A 23,266-nucleotide genomic window follows, 5' to 3' on the forward strand; every position below is an offset into this window, starting at 1 on the left:
GCGCGATGCCCGCCCGGCACCGTCCCGCCGCTGCTGTCGCTGCAGCAGCCGCGCCGGCGGCCCGCCGCCGCGCGCGGCACTCCCTGGAGAGACCCCATGCATTTTGATCTTGGATACATGCTGACGTTGTTCGCGATGCCGGCATTCTGGAAGGCCAGCCTGACCGTGGTCGAGCTCAGCGGGCTGGCATGGCTGTTCGCGGTGGTGCTGGGCTTCCCGCTGGCGTGCGCGCGGATGTCGGGCGCGCGCATGCTGCGCGTGCCGGCGGCGCTCTACATCTGGCTGTTCCGCAGCCTGCCGCTGCTGGTGCTGATCGTGTTCGTCTACAACATGCCGCAGTTGCTGCCGGCCACCGGCGGCGTGCTGTCGAATCCGTTCATCTCGGCGCTGATCGCGCTGGCGCTGACCGAGACCGCCTACATGGCGGAGATCCACCGCGGCGCGCTGCTGTCGGTGGCCAAGGGGCAGTACGAGGCCGCCGCCGCGCTGGGCATCCGCCCGGTCGGCACGCAGCGCCTGGTCATCCTGTCGCAGGCGCTGCGCATCGCGCTGCCGACGCTGGGCAACCAGTTCGTGTCCTGCGTGAAGCTGACCTCGCTGGCCTCGGTGATCTCGCTGAGCGAGCTGCTGCTGGTGGGCGAGCGGCTCTACGCGCAGAACTTCCTCGTGATGGAGACGCTGCTGGCCTGCGCGATCTACTACGTGCTGATCGTCACGGTGTTCGGCTGGGCCATGAAGTACGTGGAGCACCGCATGAACACCGCCGGCCGCAAGCCCGCCACGATGAGCGCGGAGCAGGTGGCGGCGCTGCGCGGCACGCTGCCGGCGCCCGCGGCGGCGGCCGCGCCCGCGTCCGGCAAGGGCGCGCCGCCGGCCCTGGCCCTCAAGGGCCTGCACAAGCGCTACGGCGAGCACCACGTGCTCAAGGGCATCGATCTCGACGTGCGCGCCGGCGAGGTGGTCTCGATCATCGGCCCGTCGGGCTCGGGCAAGACCTCGCTGATCCGCACCATCAACGCGCTGGAGCGCATCGACGGCGGCGAGATCATCCTGTTCGGCAACACCTTCATCACGGCCACCGACCGCGCCGACATCCCGCGCGTGCGCCGGGGCGTGAAGGACATCGGCATGGTGTTCCAGGGCTTCAACCTGTTTCCCCACCGCACCATTCTCGAGAACGTCACGCTGGCGCCGAACTACCACGGGCGCGGCGGCCGCGCGCTGACCGCCGCGCGCGCGCTGGCGCTGCTCGACAAGGTCGGCCTGCTGGCGCACGCCCACAAGTATCCGCACCAGCTCTCCGGCGGTCAGCAGCAGCGCGTGGCGATCGCGCGGGCGCTGGCGATGGAGCCGGCCATCATGCTGTTCGACGAGCCGACCTCGGCGCTCGACCCCGAGCTGGTCGGCGACGTGCTGGCGGTGATCGGCAAGCTGGCGCGCGAGGGCATGACGATGGTCATCGTCACGCACGAGATGGACTTCGCCATGTCGATCTCGGACCGCATCGCCTTCATGGAGGGCGGCACGGTGCAGCTGTTCGCCTCCCCCGCGGAGATCCGGCAGCAGCCCGGCGCCGGGCGCGTGCGCCGCTTCATCGGCCTGGGCGACGCGCCGTGCGGCGACGCGGGCGCCGTGGCGTCGATCGCGCCGCTCGCGCCGGTCGTCCCGGTCGCCGCGCCGGTCGCCGCCGAGCGCGCGGCATGAGCCCGCCGCTCCGCTCCCGCCTGCCGGCCCGGCGCAGCGCCGGGCGCCGCGGGCCAACCGTTTTCATTGCCACCGGAGCGCCGGCACGACGCTCCAATTCTTGAAGGACACCTACCGTTATGAATGATCGACACATGGTTCTCGGGATGCTCGCCTACGCCACCGGCCAGCACGCGGCGTCGTGGCTGCAATCCACCGCGCCGGCCGACGCCACCACCAACATCGAGTACTGGCGCAGCGTGGCCGCGCTGGCCGAGGAGGGCATGCTCGACCTGTTCTTCCTGGCCGACAGCCCCGGCGCGCGCACGGAGAAGCTCAACGACTTCTCGCGCTTCCCGTACATGATGAACATGTTCGAGCCGATCTCGCTGCTGTCGGCGCTGGCCGGCACGACCAAGCACATCGGCCTCGGCGCCACCGGCTCGACCAGCTTCTACGAGCCGTACAACCTGGCGCGCCTGTTCGCCTCGCTCGACCACCTCTCGCACGGCCGCGCCGGCTGGAACGTGGTGACGACCGCGAGCGACTACGCCGCGCGCAACTTCGGCCTCGACAAGCTGCCGCCGCACGGCCAGCGCTATGCCCGCGCGCGCGAGTTCTTCGACGTGGTGATGCGCCTGTGGGATACCTGGGAGGACGACGCCTTCCTCGCCGACAAGGCCAACTGCCGCATGTTCGACCCGGCGAAGTTCCACATCACCGACTACCACGGCGAGCACTTCAAGCTGTACGGCGGCCTCAACATCCGGCGCACGCCGCAGGGCCGCCCGGTCATCATCCAGGCGGGCTCGTCCGAGGAAGGCAAGTCCTTCGCCGCGGAAGCCGCCGAAGTGGTGTTCTCGTCGGACCCGACCTTCGAGGAGGCCAGGCAGTTCTACGCCGACGTCAAGGGCCGCATGGCGCGCTTCAACCGCGACACCAGCCAGCTCAAGGTACTGCCGGGGCTGTCGGTGATGGTCGGCAGCAGCAAGGCCGAGGCCGAGGACAAGTACCGCGAGCTGCAGAGCCTGATCCATCCGGACGTGGGCCGCATGCGGCTGGGCATGGACCTGGAGGCGGACCTGACCGGCCTGCCGGTGGACGAGCCGATCCCCGAGCACGTGATCCCGCAGAAGGCCAACCTGCACCAGGCCTATTTCCGCCAGATCACCGCCATGATCCGCGAGCAGAAGCTCACGCTGCGCCAGATCTACTCCAGCTACGACCGCGGCAAGGTGACGCTGTGCGGCACGCCGGAGCAGATCGTCGACCACATGGAGGAATGGGTGGACGGCGGCGCGGCCGACGGCTTCATGCTGGCCTTCCACGTGATCCCGAACGACACCACCGACTTCGTGCGCAAGGTCGTGCCCGAGCTGCAGCGGCGCGGGCGCTTCCGCAAGCAGTACACGGGCACCACGCTGCGCGAGCACCTCGGCCTGGAGCGGCCCGCGAACCGCTACGCGCGCTAGGCATGCGCTGCGCGGGCGGCCGTCCCCGCGCGGGGCGCCGGCGCGTGCCGGCGCCCGCCATGATGTCCGCAGTCAGATTCGATCGAAGGGAAAATGTCATGTCCACCGATACCGTACTCACCCCGGCCGCGCAGGCGGGGACACAGGCCGCCGCCAGGGCCGTCACCGTCGCGGCGTTCCGCGACGCGATGGCCGACCTCGGGGCGGCCGTGCACATCGTCACCACGGATGGCCGCGCCGGGCGCGCGGGCTTCACCGCCTCGGCGGTCTGCAGCGTCACCGATTCGCCGCCGAGCGTGCTGGTCTGCATCAACCGCACGTCCTCGGCCTACGCCGCGACCATCGCCAACGGCGCCGTGTGCATCAACACGCTGAGCGCGGACCAGAAGCCGCTGTCGGCGGCGTTCTCGGCCAAGGCGTCGATGGACGAGCGCTTCGCCAGCGGCGAGTGGTCCGGCGCGCCCGGCAGCGCCCCGGCGCTGCGCGGCGCCATCATGTCGATCCATTGCCGCATCGACAGCGCGGTGCAGGTCGGCACGCACGACATCCTGCTGTGCGAGGTCGACCGCATCGAGAGCAACGCGCACGCCGGCATCCTGATCTACTACAACCGCCGCTACCACGACATCGCGCGCGAGTGAGCGCCGCGCGCGGGGCCGCGGCGGGGCAGGGGCCTCAGTCCTGCGGCAGGCGCAGCGGCACCACGTTGTCGGCGTTGTTGGCCTTGACCAGGCGGATCATCAGCAGCATGAAGATGTCGCGCTCGGCCGGCGACAGGTGGTCGATGGTGCGGTCGTGCGCGCGCTGCACCGCGGGCGCCATCTTCCGCAGCAGGCGCTTGCCCTGCGTGGTCAGCTTGACGAGCCGCTGGCGCCGGTCGTGGATGGCCTGCGCGCGGTCGACCAGGCCGCGCGCGTGCAGGCGCGGGATGACCTCGGCCACGCTGGAGCGTTCCAGCCCGATCTCGATCGCGAGCGTGTTCTGGTCGATCTCGCCGAGCGCGTCCAGCGTGCTCAGCAGGCTGTACTGGACCGGCGTGATGTTGAATTCCCCCGCCTCCTCGGCGAACAGGAAGCCGTGGATCTGGTGCATGCGCCGGATCAGGAAGCCGGGGCGCTTGAACAGGGGCGTGCTCGCCTGCAGGACGTCGAGCTCGGCCCGGACCAGATCGGTGATGAATGTCTCGATAGTCGTGGTTGACATGGAATGCTGTAAGCCGAAATTGGGAGCCCGGGTTCTTGTCCGGGACGTGATTCGTCGGATCGGATGGCGCAGGCCGCGCTGTCCGCGCCGGTGCGCCGTGCCACTGCCGAAAAGCAAAATCCGGGCCGCTTGGTGCCGTACATGGTACTGCATGCGCTCGCCAGCAACCCCGCCGCGGGCATCAAAAAGGTGCGCCCGCGCCGGCGCGCCCCACAACTTGGTGCAGCGCGCACGCCAGAGATGCGGGGTATAACCCGTATCAAACCGTTTTTCCCGAGAATCTCCGCGGATGCCGGCCCTGCGTTTATCGGCACGGTATTTGCGGTACACCACACATCTTGTCACCGGAACCGCATCTCATGCCTCAAATTCTGCTCAAGGGTGGCCGCGTCATCGATCCGGCCGCGGCGCTCGACGCCACGCTCGACATCCTCGTCGACGGCAACACCATCGCCGCCATCGGGCCGGACCTCGCCGCGCAGGCGCCGTTCGCCGACGTCATCGACTGCGCTGGCCAACTGGTGCTGCCCGGGCTCATCGACACCCACGGCCACGTGTACCAGTACGTGACCGGGCGCTTCGGCCTGAACGCCGACCATTGCGGCGTGCAGTCGGGCGTGACCACCATCATCGACCAGGGCGGCGCGAGCTGCATCACGCTGCCGGGCTTCCGGCGCTTCGTCGCCGAGCCGGCCGCCACGCGCGTGCTGTCGTACATCTCCGCCTACCTGGTGGGCGGGCTGGAGGGACACTACTATCCCGACCTCTACAACCCCGCCTGCCTCGACGCGGCGGCCACCGTCAAGAGCGCGCTGGCCAACCCGGACCTGGTCAAGGGCGTCAAGGCGCATGCCGAGATCGGCGGTTTCGCGCGCTGGGGCCTGGACGTCATGCGCATCGCCTCGCGCATCGGGCGCGACGCCGCGCTGCCGGTCTACATCCACTTCGGCCAGCTGTGGCCCAAGCCCGAGCAGGGCGGGCGCGAGGTGAACCCGGACTCGATCTTCAACCAGGTGGTGGACATGCTCAAGCCGGGCGACATCCTGGCGCACCCGTTCAGCCGCCACCCGGGCGGCTTCGTCGAGGAAAACGGCCGCCTGCACCCGCTGGTGCACGAGGCGGTGGCGCGCGGGCTCAAGATCGACGTGGGCCACGGCTCGCATTTCAGCTTCAAGACGGCACGCATCGTGCTTGATGCCGGTGTCATTCCCGATACGCTTGGCGCCGACATGCACGGCTACAACACGCACGTTCCCGCTCCCGCCGGCACGCCGGACAGCCACCCGGACGAGGAGCATTCCTTCCTCGGCCGCACCCAGTTCAGCCTGGTCAGCGCGATGAGCAGCATGCTCGCGCTCGGCCTGCCGCTGAACCACGTGGTGGCGATGGCGACCGCCAACGCGGCGCGCATGGCCGGCATGGAAGGCGAGATCGGCACGCTCAAGGTGGGCGGCGCCGCCGACATCAGCGTGCTCGACGACCGCCGCGGCCGCTGGGTGCTGGAAGACAACGAAGGCACGCAACTGGTGACGGACCGCATGCTGTCGCCGCTGTTCTGCCTGCGCGACGGCATCCGCCACGACGCCACTTCGCCGACGCTGCCGCTGGCACGCGCGGCCTGACCGAGCAAGGAGAGAGCCGATGAACCGGCAAGGCAAGGCGAAGGCCCACGACGGGCCGCAGGGCATCGGCGCGTCGCTGCCGCGCAAGGAAGACGAGCGCTTCATGCGCGGGCGCGGCGAGTACGTGGGCAATATCCGCATGGTGGGCATGCTCGACGTGGCCTTCGTGCGCAGCCCGGTCGCGCACGGCCACATCGTCGGCATCGAGAAGCCGGCCGGCTTCGAGCACGCGGTGTACACCATCGCGGATCTCGACGGCGTCGCGCCCATCGTCGCCAATTCGGGGCTGCCCGGCTTCAAGCCCTCGGAGCAGCCGGTGCTGGCGCAGGGCAAGGTGCGCCAGGTCGGCGAGACCATCGCCATGTGCGTGGCGGCCACGCGCGCGGCGGCCGAGGACATCGCCGCGCAGGTCTTCGTGGATTTCGAGGAACTGCCCGCGGTGGTCGACATGCTGGCCGCGCGCAGCGCGCCTCCGGCGCTGGTGCACGAGCACTGGGGCGACAACGTGTTCCTCGAGGCCTTCGTCGACGCGCATCCCGAGGTGGATCTCGAGGCCATCCGCCGCGACGCGCCGATCCGCGTGCGCCGCCGGCTGCGCACCGCGCGCCAGAGCATGGCGCCGATGGAAGGGCGCGGCGTGGTGGTGCACTGGGACAAGCGCCTGTCGCAACTGATCGTGCACACCTCGGCGCAGATGCCGCACATCACGCGCACGGGCCTGGCCCACTGCCTGGGCCTGGACGAGGGGCAGGTGCGCGTGATCGCGCCGGACGTCGGCGGCGGCTTCGGCTACAAGGGCATCCTGCTGCCGGAGGAAGTCTGCTGCGGCTGGCTGGCCATGCGGCTGGAAAAGCCGGTGCGCTGGATCGAGGACCGCCGCGAGCAACTGACGGCCAACGCCAATTGCCGCGAGCACGCCTACGACATCGCCGCCTACGCCGACCGCGACGGCCGCCTGCTGGCGGTGGAGTGCGAGGCGCACGTGGACTCGGGCGCCTATTCGTCCTACCCGTTCTCGGCCTGCCTGGAGGCCGCGCAGGTCGGCAGCATCCTGCCGGGGCCGTACAAGATGGAGCGCTACCGCTGCCGCACGTGGTCGGTGGCCACCAACAAGCCGCCCATCCTGCCGTACCGCGGGGTGGCGCGCACCGGGGTCTGCTACGCCATCGAGACCATGATGGACGCGATCGCCGTGCAGGCCGGCATCGAGCCTTACGAAGTGCGGCTGCGCAACCTGGTGCAGCCGCACGAGATGCCCTACGACAACATCACCAACAAGCATTTCGACAGCGGCGACTATCCCGAGGCGGTGCGGCGCGCCATGCGCGCCATCGACCTGCCCGCGGTGCGCGCGCGCCAGCAGCGCGGCGAGGCCGACGGCAGGCGCATCGGCTTCGGCATGGCGGTGTTCTGCGAGCAGGGCGCGCACGGCACCTCGGTCTACCACGGCTGGGGCATCCCGATGGTGCCCGGCTACGAGCCGGCCGTGATCCGGCTGACGCCGGACGGCGTGCTCGAAGTGCGCGCCGGCGTGCACTCGCACGGGCAGAGCATGGAGACCACGCTGGCGCAGATCGCCCACGAGGTGCTCGGCATCGACACCGGGCGCGTGCGCATCGTGCTGGGCGACACCGGCGTCACGCCGTATTCCACCGGCACCTGGGGCTCGCGCTCGATCGTCATGGCGGGCGGCGCGGTGGGCCAGGCGGCCAAGGAACTCAGGCAGCGCCTGCTCAAGATCGGCGCGTGGCTGCTCGGCGCGGTGCCGCAGGACGTGCGCTGGGAGGATGGCGCGGTGGTGGGCGCCGGCGGGCGGCGCACGCTGGCGGAAATCGCGCGCACCTGGTATCTGGCGCCGCAGTTGCTGCCGCCTGACGTGGACCCGCGCGGCCTGGAAGTGTCCACCTCCTACCAGGCGCGGCGCGACACCGGCACCTTCAGCTACGCCTGCCACGCGGTGGTGGTGGCGGTGGATACCGAACTGGGCCACACCGAGATCCTCGACTACGCGATCGTCGAGGACGGCGGCGTGCTGATCAACCCGATGGTGGTCGACGGACAGGTGTTCGGCGGCGCCGCGCAGGGCATCGGCACGGCGCTGTATGAAGCCATGCCGTACAGCGCGGACGGCCAGCCGCTCGCTTCGACGCTGGCCGACTACATGCTGCCGGGCGCCACCGAGGTGCCGGCCATCCGGATCGAACACATGGAGACACCCGCGCCTTACACCGAATTCGGCCAGAAGGGCATCGGCGAGAGCGGCGCCATCGGCTCGCCGGCGGCCATCGCCAACGCCGTCAACGATGCGCTGCGCGCGCTTGGCGCCGAGGTGCTGGAGCTGCCGGTATCGCCGCGCGTGGTGGTCGAGGCGCTCAGCCGTGCCCGCGCCGCGGCGGGAGTCGCAGCATGAAGCCGCCGGTATTCGACTACGCCCGCCCGCTGACCTGCGCGGACGCGTTCGCCCATCCCGACCTGGCCGACGGCATGGCCAAGTTCGCGGCCGGCTGCCAGTCGCTCGGGCCGATGATGAACCTGCGCCTGGCCCAGCCCGGCATGCTGGTGGACCTGCGCGCCATTGCCGCGCTGCGCGAATGCGGCGCGCAGGGCGACGCGGCCGTGCTCGGCGCGTGCATCACCCATGCCGAGATCGAGGACGGCAAGGTCGACGACGGCACGCAGGGGCTGATGCCCCACGTGGCGCGCGGCATCGCCTACCGCGCGGTGCGCAACCGCGGCACGCTGGGCGGCAGCCTGGCCCATGCCGACCCCGCCGCCGACTGGATCAACACCATGTGCGCGCTCGACGCCGAGTTCCTGGTCAGCGGCCCGCGCGGCGCGCGCACGGTGGCCAGCGCCGACTGGATGCTCGGCGCCTTCACCACCGCGCTGGAAGGCGACGAGATCCTGACCGGCGTGCGCTACCGGCGGCTGTCGCCGGCGGCGCGCTGGGCCTACTACAAGTTCAACCGCAAGCCCGGCGAATTCGCCGAGGCGATCGCCATCGTGATCGACGATCCGGCCGCCGGCACGTGCCGCGCGGTGATCGGCGCCATCGACGGCGCGCCGCACCGGATCGACGACGCGCGCGCGCTGCTCGCGCCGGGCGCCGATGCCGGCTTGCCCGGGCGCCACGTCGAGGCCGCCGGGCTGGACGCGGACAGCTATGAATTCCAGGTGCACCGCGTGGCGCTCGAGCGCGCCATCGCCATTGTGCAGCGCCACGGCAGGAACCCGCTATGAACGACCTCACCGATCTTTCCGACCTCACCGACCCCGCTGCCTCTGGCGGCCACGACGCCGTGACCGTGCCCGTGATCGAGCACGCCATCGAGCTGACCGTCAACCGCGCCCGCGTGCGGGCCACGGTGGAGCCGCGCACCAGCCTGGCCGATTTCCTGCGCGAGCAGCAGATGCTGTGCGGCACCAACATCGGCTGCGAGCAGGGTGTGTGCGGCGCCTGCACGCTGCTGGTCGACGGCGCGCCCGCGCGCTCCTGCATCACGCCGGCGGTGGCCTGCGCCGGCGCGAGCGTGCAGAGCATCGAAGGCTTCGACGACGACCCCGCCATGCGCGAGCTGCGCGAGGCCTTCCGCGCCGAGCACGCGCTGCAATGCGGCTACTGCACGCCCGGCATGCTGATGACCGCGCGCGACATCGTGACCCGGCTGCCCGATGCCGACGACGCGCGCGTGCGGCTGGAGCTGTCCGGCAACCTGTGCCGCTGCACCGGCTACGTCGGCATCGTGCGGGCCATCCGGCGCGTGCTGGAGGCGCGCCGCGCGCGTGCCGCCGCGCCGGCTGTGCAACTCGCCGGCGCCTGATTCAGGAATTCACAGGGAACCATGATGGAAATCGAACAAAGCTTCACCGTGCCATACCCGCGCGCCAGCGTGTGGGCCTGCTTCCATGACGCGCCGGGCGTGGTCGGCTGCCTGCCCGGCGCGTCGCTGCTCGCGCCGCCCGAGGGCGGCCTGCTCAAGCTGGCGATGGCGGTCAAGCTGGGCCCGATCGCCGCCTCGTTCAGCGGCGACGGCGAGATGCGGCTCGACGAAGACGCCTTCCGCGGCAGCGTCAGCGGCGGCGGCGTCGATCGCAAGAGCGCCTCGCGCGTCAAGGGCGTGGCGGCCTTCGCGCTGGAAGAGGCGGCGCCGGGACAGACGCGCGTCGACGTGAAGGTCGACTACACGATCGCCGGCAGCCTCGCGCAGTTCTCGCGCGGCGGCCTGGTGAAGGACCTCGCCACGCGCATGACCGAGGCCTTCGCCGCCAACCTCAAGGCCAGGCTCGACGCCAGCGCGCCGGCGGCGGCCCCCGCGCCGGCGGCGCCCGTGCCCGCCGGCGACGCATCGCCGGCCGCGGCCAGCGCGCCGGCGCCGGCGCCCATGTCTGCGCCGGCCGCGGCCGCGCGCCAGCCGATGCCCGCCAACGCGCCGCTCAACCTCGGCAACCTGTTCTGGAAGATCCTGTGGGCACGGCTGCGCGGCCTGTTCGGCGCGGGAAGCCGCTGATGATGCCCGCGACATCGATGCCGGACACATCCGCCGCGGCCGGCCGCGCCAACGACGCCGCGCTGCAACGGCTTTACGCCGTGCGGCCGCAGTGGCAGGGCGTGCGCAGCGCGCGCGACGCCGTCGGCCTGCCGGACCGCACGCTGCTGCACGCCGGGCCGCCGTTCGCCGACCCGCGCGCGCCGTCGGCGCCGGTGCTGTCGTCGGCGGTGCTGTGCTGCCTGTACGAAGGCTGGGCGGACACCGAGGCCAAGGCCGAGGCGCTGATCGCATCCGGCGCGGTGACGCTGGCCAGCGCGCAGTCGTTCGACGTGGTGACGCCGCTGGCCGCGGTCATCTCGCCGCGCACCGCGCTGGTGGAAGTGGCCGACGCCGGCAACCCCGCCAACCGCGCGTGGTCGCTGCTGGGCAGCGGCGCGGGGCCCCAGATCCGCTTCGGCAGCCGCGATCCGGCCGTGCTGGCGCGCCTCGGCTGGCGCGACGACGTGCTGGCGCCGGCGCTGGCGGCGACGCTGGCGCGCTGCCCGGTCGACCTGATCCCGCTGGCCCGCCACGGCGTGGACGGCGGCGACGACCTGCACGCGCGCACCGCGAGCGCCACCGCCGCGCTGATCCGGCACCTGGCGCCGCGCGTGCACGACGAGGAGGTCATGGCGGTGCTGGCGCGCACGCCGCTGTTCTTCCTCACGTTGTGGATGGCGGCCTGCCACACCATGACGGCGGCGGCGGCGCACGGCGCCGCGCCCGAGGCCACGCTGGTGGTGGCGCTGGCCGGCAACGGCAGCGAGGTCGGCGTGCGGCTGGCGGGCCGCGCGTCGCGCTGGTTCACCGCGCGCGCGGACGCGCCGGACGGCCCGCGCCTCGACGCGGCCTGCACCGTGGCCGCCGCGCCGATGACCGGCGACAGCGGCGTCATCGATGCCGCCGGTTTCGGCGCGCAGGCGCTGGCGCTGGCCCCCGAGCCGGCGGCGGCGTTCTCGGCGTGGCTGCCGCCGCGCTGGCAGGAGAGTCAGGCGCGCCTGTACGCGGGCCGGCATCCGGCCTTCGCCGACCTGCATTGCGGGCTGGATGCCGCGCGCGTGGCGGCCGGGCAGGCCGCGCCGCTGGCCGCCATCGCGATGATCGGTGCCGATGGCCGCACGGGCCTGCTGGGGCGGGGACTGTTCACGGCGCCGGCGGCGCTGTTCGCGTCGGCATTGCCGGGCGCGGCGGCGCAGCACGGCGCGTAGCGGGGCGGCGCGGCAGCCGGGCCGCGTGACGGCGAAGAGCGCCTTGCGCGGCGCCGCGATGGCGCGGTTGCGCGCTCAGAGCGGCAGCGTCATCAGCAGCGTCAGCGCCGAGGTGTCGCGCAGGCCGGCCCGCGTGGCCAGCCGGCGCAGGGCGGCCAGCGCCGCGCCGCCCGCCTCGCCAAGCCGGCTGGCGAGGTTCAGCCGCGCCAGCACGCGCGTGGCGAAGCGCAGCATGAAGGGCACCTGCCTGCGGCAGAACGCGACCTTGCGCACGTAGCCGTCGACTTCCCACAGCCACGTGGTGTTGGCCGGGAAGTAGGCGATGTCGCCGGCGCGCAGCGCGTGCGTGCGCCCGTCGGCACTGGTGACCTGGACCTTGCCTTCCAGGATCACCACGGTTTCTTCCCAGCCGTAGTACCACTGGAAGGTGCCGGAAGTGCATTCCCACAGATTGGTGCAAGCCAGCCCGTCGACGGCGCGCGAGTGCAGCGCCGCGCGCGACTGCGGCTCGCCGGCGCGGATCCAGGCCGGGTCGATGGGGCAGCTCTGCATCGGCAGGTCGCGCGTGTTGGCGAACGCGCCTGCGCGGCGCCGCGCGGGCGTGCGTTCCGGCGCAGCGGTGCCGGACATCGTTTGCGAGCCCATGTCAGCCTCCCGTTGTCTTGACTGGTAGGCCGAATTTAGCGGGCGGCGGGCGCGCGTTAAGTGCGCAAGCGCACTTTCGGGCGAGCCCGCCCGGCGGACACGCTCGGCGCGGCGGCGCGGCTCAGTTGGCCCGGCCGGCCAGCGCGCGCAGGTACTCGTTCTTCTTGTCGAGAATCAGCTTGCCGAGGAAACCGGCGTCGTAGGCCTTGAGCAGGTGCGCGTGGTATTGCTCGAGATAGCGCGCGATGCGGCTTTGCTCGCATTCGATGCCGCACAGCCAGGCGAAGGTCTCGCCGTCCCAGCGGAAACGCAGGCCGAGTTCGGTGAAGGCGGCGTTGTAGGCGGCAAGCTGGGCGTCGTCGGCCGCCGCGGCGGCGCTGGTGGCGGCATGGCTGGCGGGGCGGACTGCGGACTGGACCTGGTTCATGATCGGACTCCTCGGGCGCTTGGCAGTGGTGGGCCTGCACCGAAGCATAGGGTTGCCGATCAATTAACGATAATTAAAGTTAAATCGAGTAACCATAAGTCATTGTTTATGGTTTGGGCGCCGGCCGCCGGCGCGGCCGGATCAGCCCGTCCACGCCGGTGATGCGCTGGATCAGGCTGGCGCCTTCTTCCATCAGGAAATGCTTGAAGGCGAGCGCCACCGGCGGCAGGCGCTTGTTCTTGCGGTGCACCACGTACCAGTTGAGCATTACCGGGAAGCCCGCGATGTCGAGCACGGCGAGGTTGCCGGTCTGCAGCTCGAGCCCCACGGTGTGGGCCGACAGGAAGGCGATGCCCATGTTGGCGATCACGGCCTGCTTGATGGTCTCGGTGCTCTTGATCTCCATCGCGATGCGCATGTTCGACAGCCGCCCGGCAAAACCCTCCTGCATGGAGTTCCAGGTGTCGGAGCCTTTCTCGCGCGCGACGAAGGCTTCGTCGGTCAGCGCCGACAGCGGGATGTTGCGCTTGCCCACGAGGTGGTGGCCGGGCGCGGCGACGATGACATAGGGGTGTGGCGCGAACGGCTCGCTGATGGTGTCCATGCCCTCGGGCGGGCGCACCATCACGGCGAGGTCGGTGAGGTTGCCGGCGAGCTGGTGCAGCAATTCCTCGCGGTTGTGCACCGCAAGGTTGAGCGTCACGCCGTCGTGGCGCTGCATGAACTGTGCGAGCAGGCGCGGGAAGAAGTAGTCGCCGGCGCTGATCACGGCCACGTTGAGGCGTCCGCCGGAGATGCCCTTGAGCTGCGACATGGCATCTTCCGCTTCGCGGAATTGCTGCATGATGCTGCGGCTGTAGTGCAGCATCTCGGTGCCCGCCGGCGTGAGGTAGATCCTCTTGCCCAGTTGCTCGAACAGCGGCAGGCCGACGTGCCCCTCGAGCTGGCGCACCTGCGTGGAGACCGCGGGCTGGGTCAGGTGCAGCTCTTCGGCCGCGCGCGAAAAGCTCAGGTGGCGGGCGACGGTCTCGAAAACCTTCAGCTGGCGCAGCGTAGCGTTCTTCATGCACGGGTCCGCCCGATATATAAGGGATCGTCAATGATCATAATAAAAAACTTTATGTCGTGCCGTACTTAGTTTGAACTAGCATCAGTCCACGGATGCAACGTGCCGCAATGTCAGGCGCGCTCGATCAGTAGTGACCAAGGGCTCCCCCAGCAGAGACGCCCATCCCTCGCGCCGCAGAGCGCGACAGCACTATGCAGGAGACACGACATGACGCACGACAACACGGCGGCCTCCGCCCACGGCCGTTCCGGCTGGCTCCGCAATCGCTGGTTCCAGCTCGCGATCGGCGTGGTCTGCATGGGGCTGGTGGCCAATCTCCAATATGGCTGGACGCTGTTCGTCGGACCGATGAACGCCAGGCATCACTGGGGCGAATCGGCCATCCAGGTCGCCTTTTCCATCTTCATCGTGACCGAGACCTGGCTGGTGCCGCTCGAAGGCTGGCTGGTCGACAAGCTCGGGCCGCGCCCGGTGGTGGCGGCCGGCGCGCTGTGCGCGGGACTCGCCTGGGTCATCAATGCCTATGCCACCAGCCTGCCGCAGCTCTACTTGGCCGCGGTGATCGCCGGCATCGGCGCGGGCGGGGTGTACGGCACCTGCGTGGGCAACGCGCTCAAGTGGTTCCCCGACCGGCGCGGCCTCGCGGCCGGGCTGACCGCGGCCGGCTTCGGCGCGGGCTCGGCGCTCACCGTGATTCCCATCGCCAACATGATCCAGCGCTCGGGCTACGAGCATGCCTTCATCACCTTCGGCATCCTGCAGGGCGTCTGCATCCTGCTGATGGCGCTGCTGCTGGTCAAGCCGCGCCCGCCCGCGGGCGCCACGGCGAGCAAGGCGGTGCTGACCAACCCGCTCGAATTCACGCCGGGGCGCATGGTCAGGACGCCGGTGTTCTGGGTCATCTACGCCTCGTTCGTGGCGGTGGCCGCGGGCGGCATCATGGCCACCGCGCAGCTCGGCCCGATCGCGCGCGATTTCGGCTTTGCCTCGATGCCGGTGACGATGCTGGGCTTCACGCTGCCGCTGCTGACCATGACGCTGTCGATCGACAACCTCTGCAACGGGCTGACGCGGCCGCTGTGCGGCTTCATCTCCGACCGCATCGGGCGCGAGAACACCATGTTCTTCATCTTCATCGGCGAAGGGCTGTCGCTGCTCGGGCTGATGGAGTTCGGCCACAACCCGTACTGGTTCATGACGTTCGCCGCGCTGACTTTCCTGTTCTGGGGCGAGATCTTCTCGATCTTCCCGGCGCTGTGCGCCGACACCTTCGGCAGCAAGTTCGCCGCGGCCAACGCCGGCACGCTCTACACCGCGAAGGGCACGGCGGCGATGCTGGTGCCGCTGGCGTCCGTGCTGTCCGCGCGCGGCGGCTGGGACGCGGTGTTCACGGTGGCGGCGGTGGTGACTATCGTCGCTGGCCTGTCCGCCAAGCTGGTGCTGGCGCCGATGCGCCGGCGCTTCATCACCGGCCACGCCGGCGAGGCCGTGCCGGTGGGCACGGACAGCACCGCCTATCTCGCCGCGCTGTCGCCACGCAAGAGCGAATAGGCGAGCCACCCGGGGCACCACCGCACCAGCAGCAGCCCGGCCCTCGCGGCCGGGCATCGCGCATACAGAAGGAGGCATCATGAATATCTCGCTTCCGCAGCTCAAGGCATTTGCCGCCGTGGCGCGCCAGAAAAGCTTTACCCGCGCCGCCGCCGAACTCGGGCTCACGCAGTCGGCCATCAGCCGCAGCGTGCGCGAACTGGAGGACGAGATCGACCAGCGCCTGTTCGACCGCACCACGCGGCAGGTCGAGCTCACCGATGCGGGCGAGCATTTGTCGCAGCGCATCTGCCACCTGATCGAGGAAGTCGAGCAGACCCTGCGCGAAAGCCAGGGCACTGGCAAGGCCTGCCAGGGCACGGTGCAGATCGCCTCCGACCCGGTGCTGTCCTCGATGTCGGTGCCGGGCTGGCTGGCGGGCTGCCGCACGGCCTGGCCCGGCATCGGCATCTGCCTCAAGGACCGCACGCACGATGCCGTGCTGCAGTGCGTGCGCAGCGGCGAGGTGGACTTCGGCATCGCCACCAACCCGGAGCCCGGCGACGATCTCTATTGCGAGGCGCTGTGCGCCGACCCGTTCCATGCGGTGCTGCCGTCGCAGCATCCGCTGGCCATGCGCGAGGCGATCGGGTGGGGCGACCTCAACGACGCGAACGTGCTGATGCTCGACCAGAGCTCGGGCATCCAGCCGGCGGTGGAACAGGCCTTCGGCGTGTATCACGTGCGGGCGGGATCGCTCCAGGTGCTGGGCCACTTTGCCGCGATCTTCGGCATGGTGGCGCTGGGGCTGGGCATCGGCATCGTGCCCTCGCGCGCGCATGCGGCCGGCCTCAACCCGGCGGCGGTCATGCGGCCGCTGCGCCCGCAGGTCACGTCGACGGTGATGCTGGTGCGGCGCAAGAGCCGGTCGCTCAAGCCGAATGCGGCCGCCATCTGGGATACGTTGCGTGGCATGGAGTATGAGCAGGCGCGGGTGGTCCGGGCGGGGTAGTGGTTGGGGGCTCTGGCTCTGAGTTGGTTGTCAGGGCTGGTGGCTTGATGGCTTGTGCCGTGCTGGTGCTTGTGACGGGCTGGCGCTGAGGGCGAGGGCGAGGGCGAGGGCGAGGGCGAGGGCGAGGGCGAGGGCGAGGGCGAGGGCGAGGGCGAGGGCGAGGGCGAGGGCGAGGGCGAGGGCGAGGGCGAGGGCGAGGGCGAGGGCGAGGGCGAGCGGGATGCTGCCGGCCCCCGAAACGTCCAGGTCTCACGGCTTGTTGCCATGTTGCATCATCACAAAATTTCTTATGATATATTACATACAGGATATTTACACATAGTGCGACGCAGCATATAATGAAAACTCCTACTCACCATCCATACCGGAGTTTTCTGATGGACAGCGTTCTTCTCCTCGGTCTTGCCCTTGGCCTGATTACCTTCGGCGTCGGCATGACCTTCCTGATCGCCACCCGCGTGCCCACGCCCGTGCTGGCCCGCGCGCAAGAGCATGGCCGTTTCGCGGGGCTGGGCGCTTCGCAGGAAACCACCGGCGTTGGCCGTCCGCGTCCCGCCGCCAGCGTGGCGCCGCAACTGGCCCGTGCGTGATGTGCCGCCGGCAGGGCGGGACCGGCGGGCCATGCGGCCGCCGGCCCGGCCCGCCACGTGCTGCAGCCGATGTTCCCCGGGACGCCTGTCCGGCCATCGCGCATCGATGACGCCCCGCCGGATTCGCGCGGGATGCTGCTTCGGATTCGTGCCTTCGCAACTGCCTTGCCCCTCCATACATTGAGAACATCCGGCGCTTTTGCCGCCTGACTTGTTCTAGGGACTTTCCCCAATGCGGGGAGATGGCTCCCGGTTTCCCGACATCCCTGGTTTTTCCCCCGGACGCCGCCTCGCGCGTTTTCGCCCGCGCCATTGATCACGCGCCGCGTCCTAAGTCATTGATCCGACAGCACTGCCGCGCACGCCGCCGGCCGCGGTTGATGCGTGCCGCGCACCAGTGGATCGGCTCTCGTTTTTTCGGATTTTTCTCGCCGCCCGCGTTGCGTTCCGGGCCGCATCGGTGTGGCCGAAAAGTGGCTTGACTATATTGATATATCACATACTGTATAGCACTGAAACGACCACCCAGGCAGCCGGAATGCCGCGCCGGACAAGGGCGCCCGGGCAGAGGGCGCGGGCCGGCGAGCCGGAACCAGGCATTCCGATGCGTCCCGCAAAGCGGTGTCCCCGGACACCCTTCCCAAAACAAAAGGCGGCACCGCCGCCATCAGGAGACACCACATGGAACATCAGCAAAACGCGCCCGAGTCCCGCTTTGCCTCGCCTTGGGTACAACTCTGTTTTGGCGTCATCTGCATGGCGATGATCGCCAACATGCAGTACGGCTGGACCCTGTTCGTCAATCCCATCGACGACAAGTACCACTGGGGCCGCACGGCGATCCAGGTGGCCTTCACCATCTTCGTGGTGACGGAAACCTGGCTGGTGCCGATCGAGGGCTACCTCGTCGACAAGTACGGCCCGCGCCCGGTGGTGGTGGGCGGCGGCCTGCTGTGCGCGGCGGCATGGGCGCTGAACTCCGTGGCCTCGTCGCTGCCGCTGCTCTACTTCGCCGCCGCCGTGGGCGGGGTGGGGGCGGGCGCGGTGTACGGCACCTGCGTCGGCAACGCGCTCAAGTGGTTCCCCAACCGGCGCGGGCTGGCCGCGGGCATCACCGCGGCGGGGTTCGGCGCCGGCTCGGCGCTGACCGTGGTGCCCATCGCCAACATGATCAAGACCAGCGGCTACGAAGCCACCTTCCTGTGGTTCGGCCTGGGCCAGGGGCTGGTCGTGTTCTTCCTCGGCATGGCGCTCTATCCGCCTTCGGCCAGGGTGCTCGGCCAGGTCAAGGACGCGGTCAAGACCGCCGCCTACAACGCCTCGCCGCGCCAGGTGCTGTCGTCGCCGATCTTCTGGGTCATGTACGCCATGTTCGTGATGATGGCGGCGGGCGGGCTGATGGCCACGGCGCAGCTCGGCCCCATCGCCAAGGACTTCGGTCTCGACGGCACGCCGGTGTCGCTGCTCGGGCTGACGTTGCCGGCGCTGACGTTCGCGCTGACCATCGACCGCGTGCTCAATGGCCTGACGCGGCCGTTCTTCGGCTGGATCTCCGACAACATCGGCCGCGAGAACACCATGTTCCTGGCGTTCGCGGTCGAGGCGGTCGGCATCCTGCTGCTCGCCAGGTATGGCCAGAACCCGGTTGCCTTCGTGGTGCTGACCGGCGTGGTGTTCTTCGCCTGGGGCGAGATCTACAGCCTGTTCCCGGCCACCTGCGGCGACACCTTCGGCCCCAAGTTCGCCGCGACCAATGCCGGGCTGCTCTACACGGCCAAAGGCACGGCGGCGCTGCTGGTGCCGTTCTCCAGCGTGATCACCGCCGCCACCGGCGACTGGCACGCGGTGTTCATGCTGGCCTCGGGCATGGCCGCGCTGTCGGCGCTGCTGGCCATGTTCGTGCTCAAGCCGATGCGCGAGGCGCATGCGCGCAAGTACGTGCATGCCAATGCCGCCGCGCCGATGGGCTACCGGGCGGTGCCGGAGGATCTGACCTAAAGCCTGCCGGATGGCGGAAGGGCGGAAGGGCGGAAGTCCTTCGGGACTTCGCCGGACATCCTCGCGGTGTTCCTGGCTGGTGCTGCTGCCTTGATGACCGGTGCTGCCCTGGGGAGGGCAGCGCGGGTTCTTCGTAGAGTGTGCAATTAACGGCCGGGAGAGCAGACCACCTCCGGATTACGGGGTTCGCGGCCATGCCGCGAACCCCGTTTTGCTGGCAGGCAGATGGCGGGGATTGGAGGGGGCTGCCGGGGTGGCCGGATGTTTCCGGGTGATTTAGGCGTGAGCTTCGGCGGCCACGGCGCCGGGCGCGCGCGCGCTCCGGGCCGGTTCGCACTGGCCACGCACGAACGCCACCGCCCGCGCGATCACCGCCGCATCGTGCAGCACGCGCCGGTGCCCCAGACCCTCGGTCGTCATCAGGCTGGCGCCGGGCCAGGCGCCGGCGATGGCCGCGCCGTTTTCCCAGTCCACCTCCTTGTCCTGCCGGTCGTGGATGACCAGCGTGGCCGGCACCCGCCGCGCATGGCCGAGCGCCGGCACGTTGAAGGCGGACCACGGCATGCCCAGCCAGTCCTCGCTGTTGCGCTGCATGCGGTCCAGCACCGCCGGCGCGATGCCGAGCTGCCACGCGAGCGCCGCCGCCGCGCGGCGCATGTCGGCAGGCGGGCCGATCATCACGGCGGCTTCGAGGTGGAGTCCTTCGCGCACGGCCAGCGCCAGCGCGGCGCCGCCGAGCGAATGGGCGACGGCGGCATGGATCGGGCCGGCATGCCAGGCGGTGGCGAGCAGCGCGCGCGACATCTCCACCACGGAGCTTTGCCGCGGGCCGCGCGCGCCGGCATCCGATTCGCCGTGCGAGAGCGCGTCGAACGCCACCACGCGCAGGCCGGCGGCGAGCAGGGGGCCGACCAGCGCGTGCCATTGCCCGGCATGGCCGCCCCAGCCGTGCGCGAGCAGCACGGTCGGCCCTGCGCCGCCCCAGCGGTACACGCGCACGCGCCGGCTCGCGCCCTGGCCGGTCACGAGCGCCCAGTCCGTGCGTGCCTGCGCCAGCACGTCGCGCGCGGCGGCATCGGGGCCGTTGCCGCGCGGCGGGCTGAACCAGGTCCGCTCCAGCGCGCGGGCGGCGCCCGCCGGATGGACCAGGCTGGCGAGCTGCCAGCAGAGGCGCATCCAGCGCATGGCGGGGCGGAATGCCGGCGCGGCACGCCGCCTGGCGGGGGAGGGATTCAACGCTTGTGTCACGGCCCAATCTCCAACGAAGACCTGCATCATGGCCGGCGGTCCCGCTCCGGGCATCCTCGGGTGCCCGGAAAGACCGACCAGTCGTGCTATTTTTAGTCCCGGGAAAAGACGGTCGTTGCCGTCTTTTCCCGGTCGTTTCTTTCGTCAACTGCCGCCGGCAGACCTGGCCGGCGGCGGCAAGGCAGGCGCTACCTGCGCGGCGGCTGCGCCAGTTCGGCGCGCCGCAGCAGCGCTTCGAACGCGCGGCGCGCCATGCTCTCGGTGTCTTCGCGGCCCAGCAACTTGTAGGAGAGCTGGAAAGACATGCCGATGCCGACCATCTCGAAGGCAAACTGGCGCGGGTCCTGCGCCGGCGAGACGTCGCCTTCCTCGATGGCATCGCCGACCGCGCGGGCGATGAGGCGATGCCAGTCCTTGAGCGACTGCACCACCAGGTCGCGCGTGGGCCCGGGCCGGTCGCGGTATTCCTGGCTCAGCGCGATGAACAGGCAGCGGCCTTTGTTGATCGGGCCGCCCAGCCATGCCATGTAGCCGTCGAACAGCGCCTGCAGCCGGCGCGTGCCGCGCGGCTGCCGCAGGGCGGGGTGGACGACGATCTCGGCGAAGCGCTCGGCGGCCAGCGCCAGCACGGCCTGCTGCAGGGCTTCCTTCGACTTGAAGTGCGCGTACAGCCCGCTTTTCGACATGCTGGTGTCGGCCGCCAGCGTGGCGAGCGACAACTGCTCGAAACCGACCTGGGCGGCAGTGTCGAGCGCTTGTTCGATGATCGCGGCGCGGGTGATCTGGCCTTTTTGCATCGGTCGAGAATAGCACGACCGGTCGGTTTGTCAATGTCACACTTGTGCGCTCTCGTCAACCTAAACCGGAGTCACCCGTTATGTCAGCACGGAGGCAGTAGATTGTGCTTTATCGGGCCTACGGGCAGGTGCAAATCCGCTTTGGCCGGGCACTCTCAAGAAATCTGCACAAAGTGTTCCCCTGATTACATACGGAACGCTTTGCGTGCTCTATACTCGAATGCACGTCCGCGCACTTTTATTTTCACTGGTGACTGGAGACCGACATGAACAGTACAGCCGTGCCAAGAGGCGCTAGCGAACCGTTCCGGCAACTGCGGGCGTTGCGCCGAGCGCGAAAGCTCAAGCAGGAAGACGTCGCCCGTAAGGCCGGCATTTCCCGGGAGGCTTACCTGCGGGCCGAATCGGGTCAAGCCGACCCCCGCATGTCTACCTTCCTCGCGGCCTGCGAGGCGCTCGGCCTGGAAGTGGTGCTGGCTCCCCAGCATCTCGCTGCCGACGTCAACGCATTCATAGCCAGCCGCAACGGCGGCGTCACGGCCGCCTCGATGGCCGGCCAGGCGCCCGCCGCGCCTTCCGCTCCCGCCAGCCCCGCGCCGTCCAATCCGGTCGGCGCCGGCTTCGCGGCGAGTTCCGGCGAAGGTCACAAGCCCGCCTGACCATGCACGCCGCCCCGGCCTGATCGCAGGCCGGGGCGGCGTTGTCTGTTCCGGCGCAGCAGGCATCCCCCGGCCTGCTGTTCGCGTCTGCGCGGCCGCCTCGAACGGTCTTCCCGCTGGCCGCGCGGCCAGCGCGCGCTGTCGCCGGTGCGCCGGCGTTCCCCGCAGGGACGGCATCCGTCCCGCCTGCCAAGGCTCGTCCGTCTTCGGGCCTTTCGTGCATTTCCTGCGCTTCCTGCGCTTCCTGTCTTTCTCCTCCCGATCAGCCCTCCGTGCCGCGGCGCGATGCCCGCCCGGCGCGTTTGCCGCTGCGTGTTTTTCGTTGCCTGTGCCCGCGGCGCGCCTTCAATGGCGGTAGCGCCGGCGGTTTGACAGCCCCAAAGGCTACGATTACGATATAGTAAATAGATTACGTATTGTGTAATTCCTGGTGGCGGTCCTGTCTCGCCGGTCCGGTCGGACGCGGCAAGGGCAGGGCCGCCGCGGGCGTAATCCCCGGCCGCCACAGTCCCCTGCAGCGCGCACCTGCCTGGCAAGGCGCGAAGTGCTGTGTCCCGTAGGCGGCCGGTCCACCAAGAGAAAGAGAGGAGCACAAGCATGAGCAAGGCCTTTGCATCGCAGGCGGACCTGCAGGACAAGCAGGTCACTTTCACGCGGCTGTCCGAGAATGCCTATGCCTACACGGCCGAAGGCGATCCCAATTCCGGCGTGATCGTCGGCGACGACAGCGTGCTGATCGTCGACACCACCGCCACGCCGGCGATGGCCCAGGACCTGATCGCCCGCATCCGCGCCATCACCGACAAGCCGATCAAGCACGTGGTGCTGTCGCACTACCACGCCGTGCGCGTGCTGGGCGCCTCCGCTTATTTCAAGGAGGGCGCGCAGAACGTGATCGCCAGCCGCGGCACCTACGAGATGATCGTGGAGCGCGGCGAGGCCGACATGAAGTCCGAGATCGAGCGCTTCCCGCGCCTGTTCGCCGGCGTCGAGACCGTGCCCGGCCTGACCTGGCCCAACGTGGTGTTCGAGCGCGAGCTCACGCTGTTCCTCGGCAAGCTCGAAGTCCGCGTCATCCATCCCGGCCCCGGCCACACCAGGGGCGACACCATCGTGTGGATTCCCTCGCAGAAGATCCTGTTCTCCGGCGATCTGGTCGAGTTCGACGCCGCCTGCTACTGCGGCGACGCGCAACTGGAGGAATGGCCGGCCACGCTCGAGGCGCTGCGCGCGCTGGCGCCGGCCGCGCTGGTGCCCGGGCGCGGGCCGGTGCTGACCACGCCCGAGATGGTCGGCCGCGGGCTGGACTACACGCGCGACTTCGTCAGCACGCTGCTGCAGCGGGGCAGGGAAGCGGTGGCGCAGAAGCTGGACCTCAAGGGCGCGATGGCCCACACGCGCGCGGCGATGGACGACAAGTTCGGCCACGTCTTCATCTACGAGCACTGCCTGCCGTTCGACGTGGCGCGCGCCTACGACGAGGCCAGCGGCATCAAGCACCCGCGCATCTGGACCGCCGAGCGCGACAAGGCCATGTGGGCCGCGCTGCAGCACTGAAGTCGCGCGGGAGACGG

General features: G+C 70.0%; 21 protein-coding genes. 15 read left to right on the forward strand and 6 right to left on the reverse strand.

Annotated features, from left to right (window positions below):
* Positions 1–96 precede the first annotated feature (96 nt).
* The 3 genes from KF708C_RS09170 to KF708C_RS09180 all read left to right on the forward strand — a co-directional run bounded on the left by KF708C_RS09170 (position 97) and on the right by KF708C_RS09180 (position 3,796).
* On the forward strand, positions 97–1,704 hold the full coding sequence (locus KF708C_RS09170) for an amino acid ABC transporter permease/ATP-binding protein (protein WP_231586409.1): 1,608 nt from the start codon (positions 97–99) through the stop codon (positions 1,702–1,704).
* Positions 1,705–1,823: 119 nt separating this feature from the next.
* Positions 1,824–3,155, forward strand: a complete 1,332-nt coding sequence (locus tag KF708C_RS09175) for an LLM class flavin-dependent oxidoreductase (RefSeq protein ID WP_231586410.1) — start codon at positions 1,824–1,826, stop codon at positions 3,153–3,155.
* A 98-nt stretch (positions 3,156–3,253) separates the two neighbouring features.
* Positions 3,254–3,796 carry a flavin reductase gene (locus KF708C_RS09180; protein ID WP_020201129.1) on the forward strand — a complete coding sequence of 181 codons (543 nt, stop codon included), beginning with the start codon at positions 3,254–3,256 and terminating at the stop codon, positions 3,794–3,796.
* Between the two features lie 34 nt (positions 3,797–3,830).
* On the opposite strand, the gene KF708C_RS09185 is transcribed toward KF708C_RS09180, so the two are convergent.
* Positions 3,831–4,358, reverse strand: coding sequence for a MarR family winged helix-turn-helix transcriptional regulator (locus KF708C_RS09185; protein ID WP_059411550.1), 528 nt, complete (start codon positions 4,356–4,358; stop codon positions 3,831–3,833).
* 359 nt (positions 4,359–4,717) lie between these two features.
* On the opposite strand from KF708C_RS09185, the gene KF708C_RS09190 reads away from it, so the two are divergent.
* From KF708C_RS09190 to KF708C_RS09215, 6 genes are read left to right on the forward strand one after another with little or no spacing between them, the layout of a single operon-like run.
* A complete protein-coding gene (locus KF708C_RS09190) occupies positions 4,718–5,980 on the forward strand; it encodes an amidohydrolase/deacetylase family metallohydrolase (protein WP_020201131.1) in 1,263 nt (420 codons plus the stop codon).
* 19 nt (positions 5,981–5,999) lie between these two features.
* Entirely contained in the window at positions 6,000–8,390 is a 2,391-nt protein-coding gene (locus KF708C_RS09195; RefSeq protein WP_059411551.1) for a xanthine dehydrogenase family protein molybdopterin-binding subunit, read from the forward strand.
* Positions 8,387–9,220, forward strand: a complete 834-nt coding sequence (locus KF708C_RS09200; protein WP_059411552.1) for an FAD binding domain-containing protein — start codon at positions 8,387–8,389, stop codon at positions 9,218–9,220. Before KF708C_RS09195 ends, KF708C_RS09200 begins: the two co-directional genes overlap by 4 nt.
* Entirely contained in the window at positions 9,217–9,801 is a 585-nt protein-coding gene (locus KF708C_RS09205) for a (2Fe-2S)-binding protein (RefSeq protein ID WP_231586411.1), read from the forward strand. Before KF708C_RS09200 ends, KF708C_RS09205 begins: the two co-directional genes overlap by 4 nt.
* 21 nt (positions 9,802–9,822) lie before the next feature.
* The gene (locus KF708C_RS09210; protein ID WP_231586412.1) at positions 9,823–10,488 is read left to right on the forward strand and encodes an SRPBCC family protein; all 666 of its coding nucleotides are present in this window, start codon (positions 9,823–9,825) and stop codon (positions 10,486–10,488) included.
* A gap of 17 nt (positions 10,489–10,505) precedes the next feature.
* The gene (locus KF708C_RS09215; RefSeq protein ID WP_231586413.1) at positions 10,506–11,717 is read left to right on the forward strand and encodes an oxamate carbamoyltransferase subunit AllG family protein; all 1,212 of its coding nucleotides are present in this window, start codon (positions 10,506–10,508) and stop codon (positions 11,715–11,717) included.
* 75 nt (positions 11,718–11,792) lie between these two features.
* Here the strand turns inward: KF708C_RS09215 and KF708C_RS09220 are convergent, their stop codons facing one another.
* The 3 genes from KF708C_RS09220 to KF708C_RS09230 form a co-directional block, all read right to left on the reverse strand.
* The gene (locus KF708C_RS09220) at positions 11,793–12,362 is read right to left on the reverse strand and encodes a cupin domain-containing protein (RefSeq protein WP_231586414.1); all 570 of its coding nucleotides are present in this window, start codon (positions 12,360–12,362) and stop codon (positions 11,793–11,795) included.
* A gap of 121 nt (positions 12,363–12,483) precedes the next feature.
* Complete coding sequence (locus tag KF708C_RS09225) at positions 12,484–12,789, reverse strand: hypothetical protein (protein WP_059411555.1); 306 nt, start codon at positions 12,787–12,789, stop codon at positions 12,484–12,486.
* 106 nt (positions 12,790–12,895) lie between these two features.
* The gene (locus KF708C_RS09230; RefSeq protein ID WP_020201139.1) at positions 12,896–13,855 is read right to left on the reverse strand and encodes a LysR family transcriptional regulator; all 960 of its coding nucleotides are present in this window, start codon (positions 13,853–13,855) and stop codon (positions 12,896–12,898) included.
* 210 nt (positions 13,856–14,065) lie between these two features.
* Here KF708C_RS09230 and oxlT (KF708C_RS09235) point away from each other — a divergent pair, with 210 nt between their 5' ends.
* The 4 genes from oxlT (KF708C_RS09235) to oxlT (KF708C_RS09250) all read left to right on the forward strand — a co-directional run bounded on the left by oxlT (KF708C_RS09235) (position 14,066) and on the right by oxlT (KF708C_RS09250) (position 18,988).
* Positions 14,066–15,409, forward strand: coding sequence for an oxalate/formate MFS antiporter (gene oxlT, locus KF708C_RS09235; protein ID WP_059411556.1), 1,344 nt, complete (start codon positions 14,066–14,068; stop codon positions 15,407–15,409).
* A gap of 79 nt (positions 15,410–15,488) precedes the next feature.
* The gene (locus KF708C_RS09240) at positions 15,489–16,400 is read left to right on the forward strand and encodes a LysR family transcriptional regulator (protein WP_020201141.1); all 912 of its coding nucleotides are present in this window, start codon (positions 15,489–15,491) and stop codon (positions 16,398–16,400) included.
* A 377-nt stretch (positions 16,401–16,777) separates the two neighbouring features.
* Complete coding sequence (locus KF708C_RS09245) at positions 16,778–16,990, forward strand: hypothetical protein (protein ID WP_059411557.1); 213 nt, start codon at positions 16,778–16,780, stop codon at positions 16,988–16,990.
* 681 nt (positions 16,991–17,671) lie between these two features.
* A complete protein-coding gene (gene oxlT / locus KF708C_RS09250) occupies positions 17,672–18,988 on the forward strand; it encodes an oxalate/formate MFS antiporter (protein ID WP_029043213.1) in 1,317 nt (438 codons plus the stop codon).
* A 276-nt stretch (positions 18,989–19,264) separates the two neighbouring features.
* Here oxlT (KF708C_RS09250) and KF708C_RS09255 read toward each other — a convergent pair whose 3' ends face one another.
* Both KF708C_RS09255 and KF708C_RS09260 read right to left on the reverse strand, forming a co-directional pair.
* Positions 19,265–20,173 (reverse strand): alpha/beta fold hydrolase, encoded by a 909-nt coding sequence (locus KF708C_RS09255; protein WP_059411558.1) that lies wholly within the window; start codon positions 20,171–20,173, stop codon positions 19,265–19,267.
* Positions 20,174–20,424: 251 nt separating this feature from the next.
* A complete protein-coding gene (locus KF708C_RS09260) occupies positions 20,425–21,033 on the reverse strand; it encodes a TetR/AcrR family transcriptional regulator (protein ID WP_020201145.1) in 609 nt (202 codons plus the stop codon).
* Positions 21,034–21,299: 266 nt separating this feature from the next.
* Here KF708C_RS09260 and KF708C_RS34440 point away from each other — a divergent pair, with 266 nt between their 5' ends.
* Entirely contained in the window at positions 21,300–21,692 is a 393-nt protein-coding gene (locus KF708C_RS34440) for a helix-turn-helix domain-containing protein (protein ID WP_029043214.1), read from the forward strand.
* Positions 21,693–22,289: 597 nt separating this feature from the next.
* A complete protein-coding gene (locus KF708C_RS09270; protein ID WP_020201147.1) occupies positions 22,290–23,249 on the forward strand; it encodes an MBL fold metallo-hydrolase in 960 nt (319 codons plus the stop codon).
* The last annotated feature ends 17 nt before the right edge of the window (positions 23,250–23,266 follow it).

This window comes from Cupriavidus basilensis (genome assembly GCF_000876015.1).
GTDB classification, from domain to species: domain Bacteria; phylum Pseudomonadota; class Gammaproteobacteria; order Burkholderiales; family Burkholderiaceae; genus Cupriavidus; species Cupriavidus basilensis_B.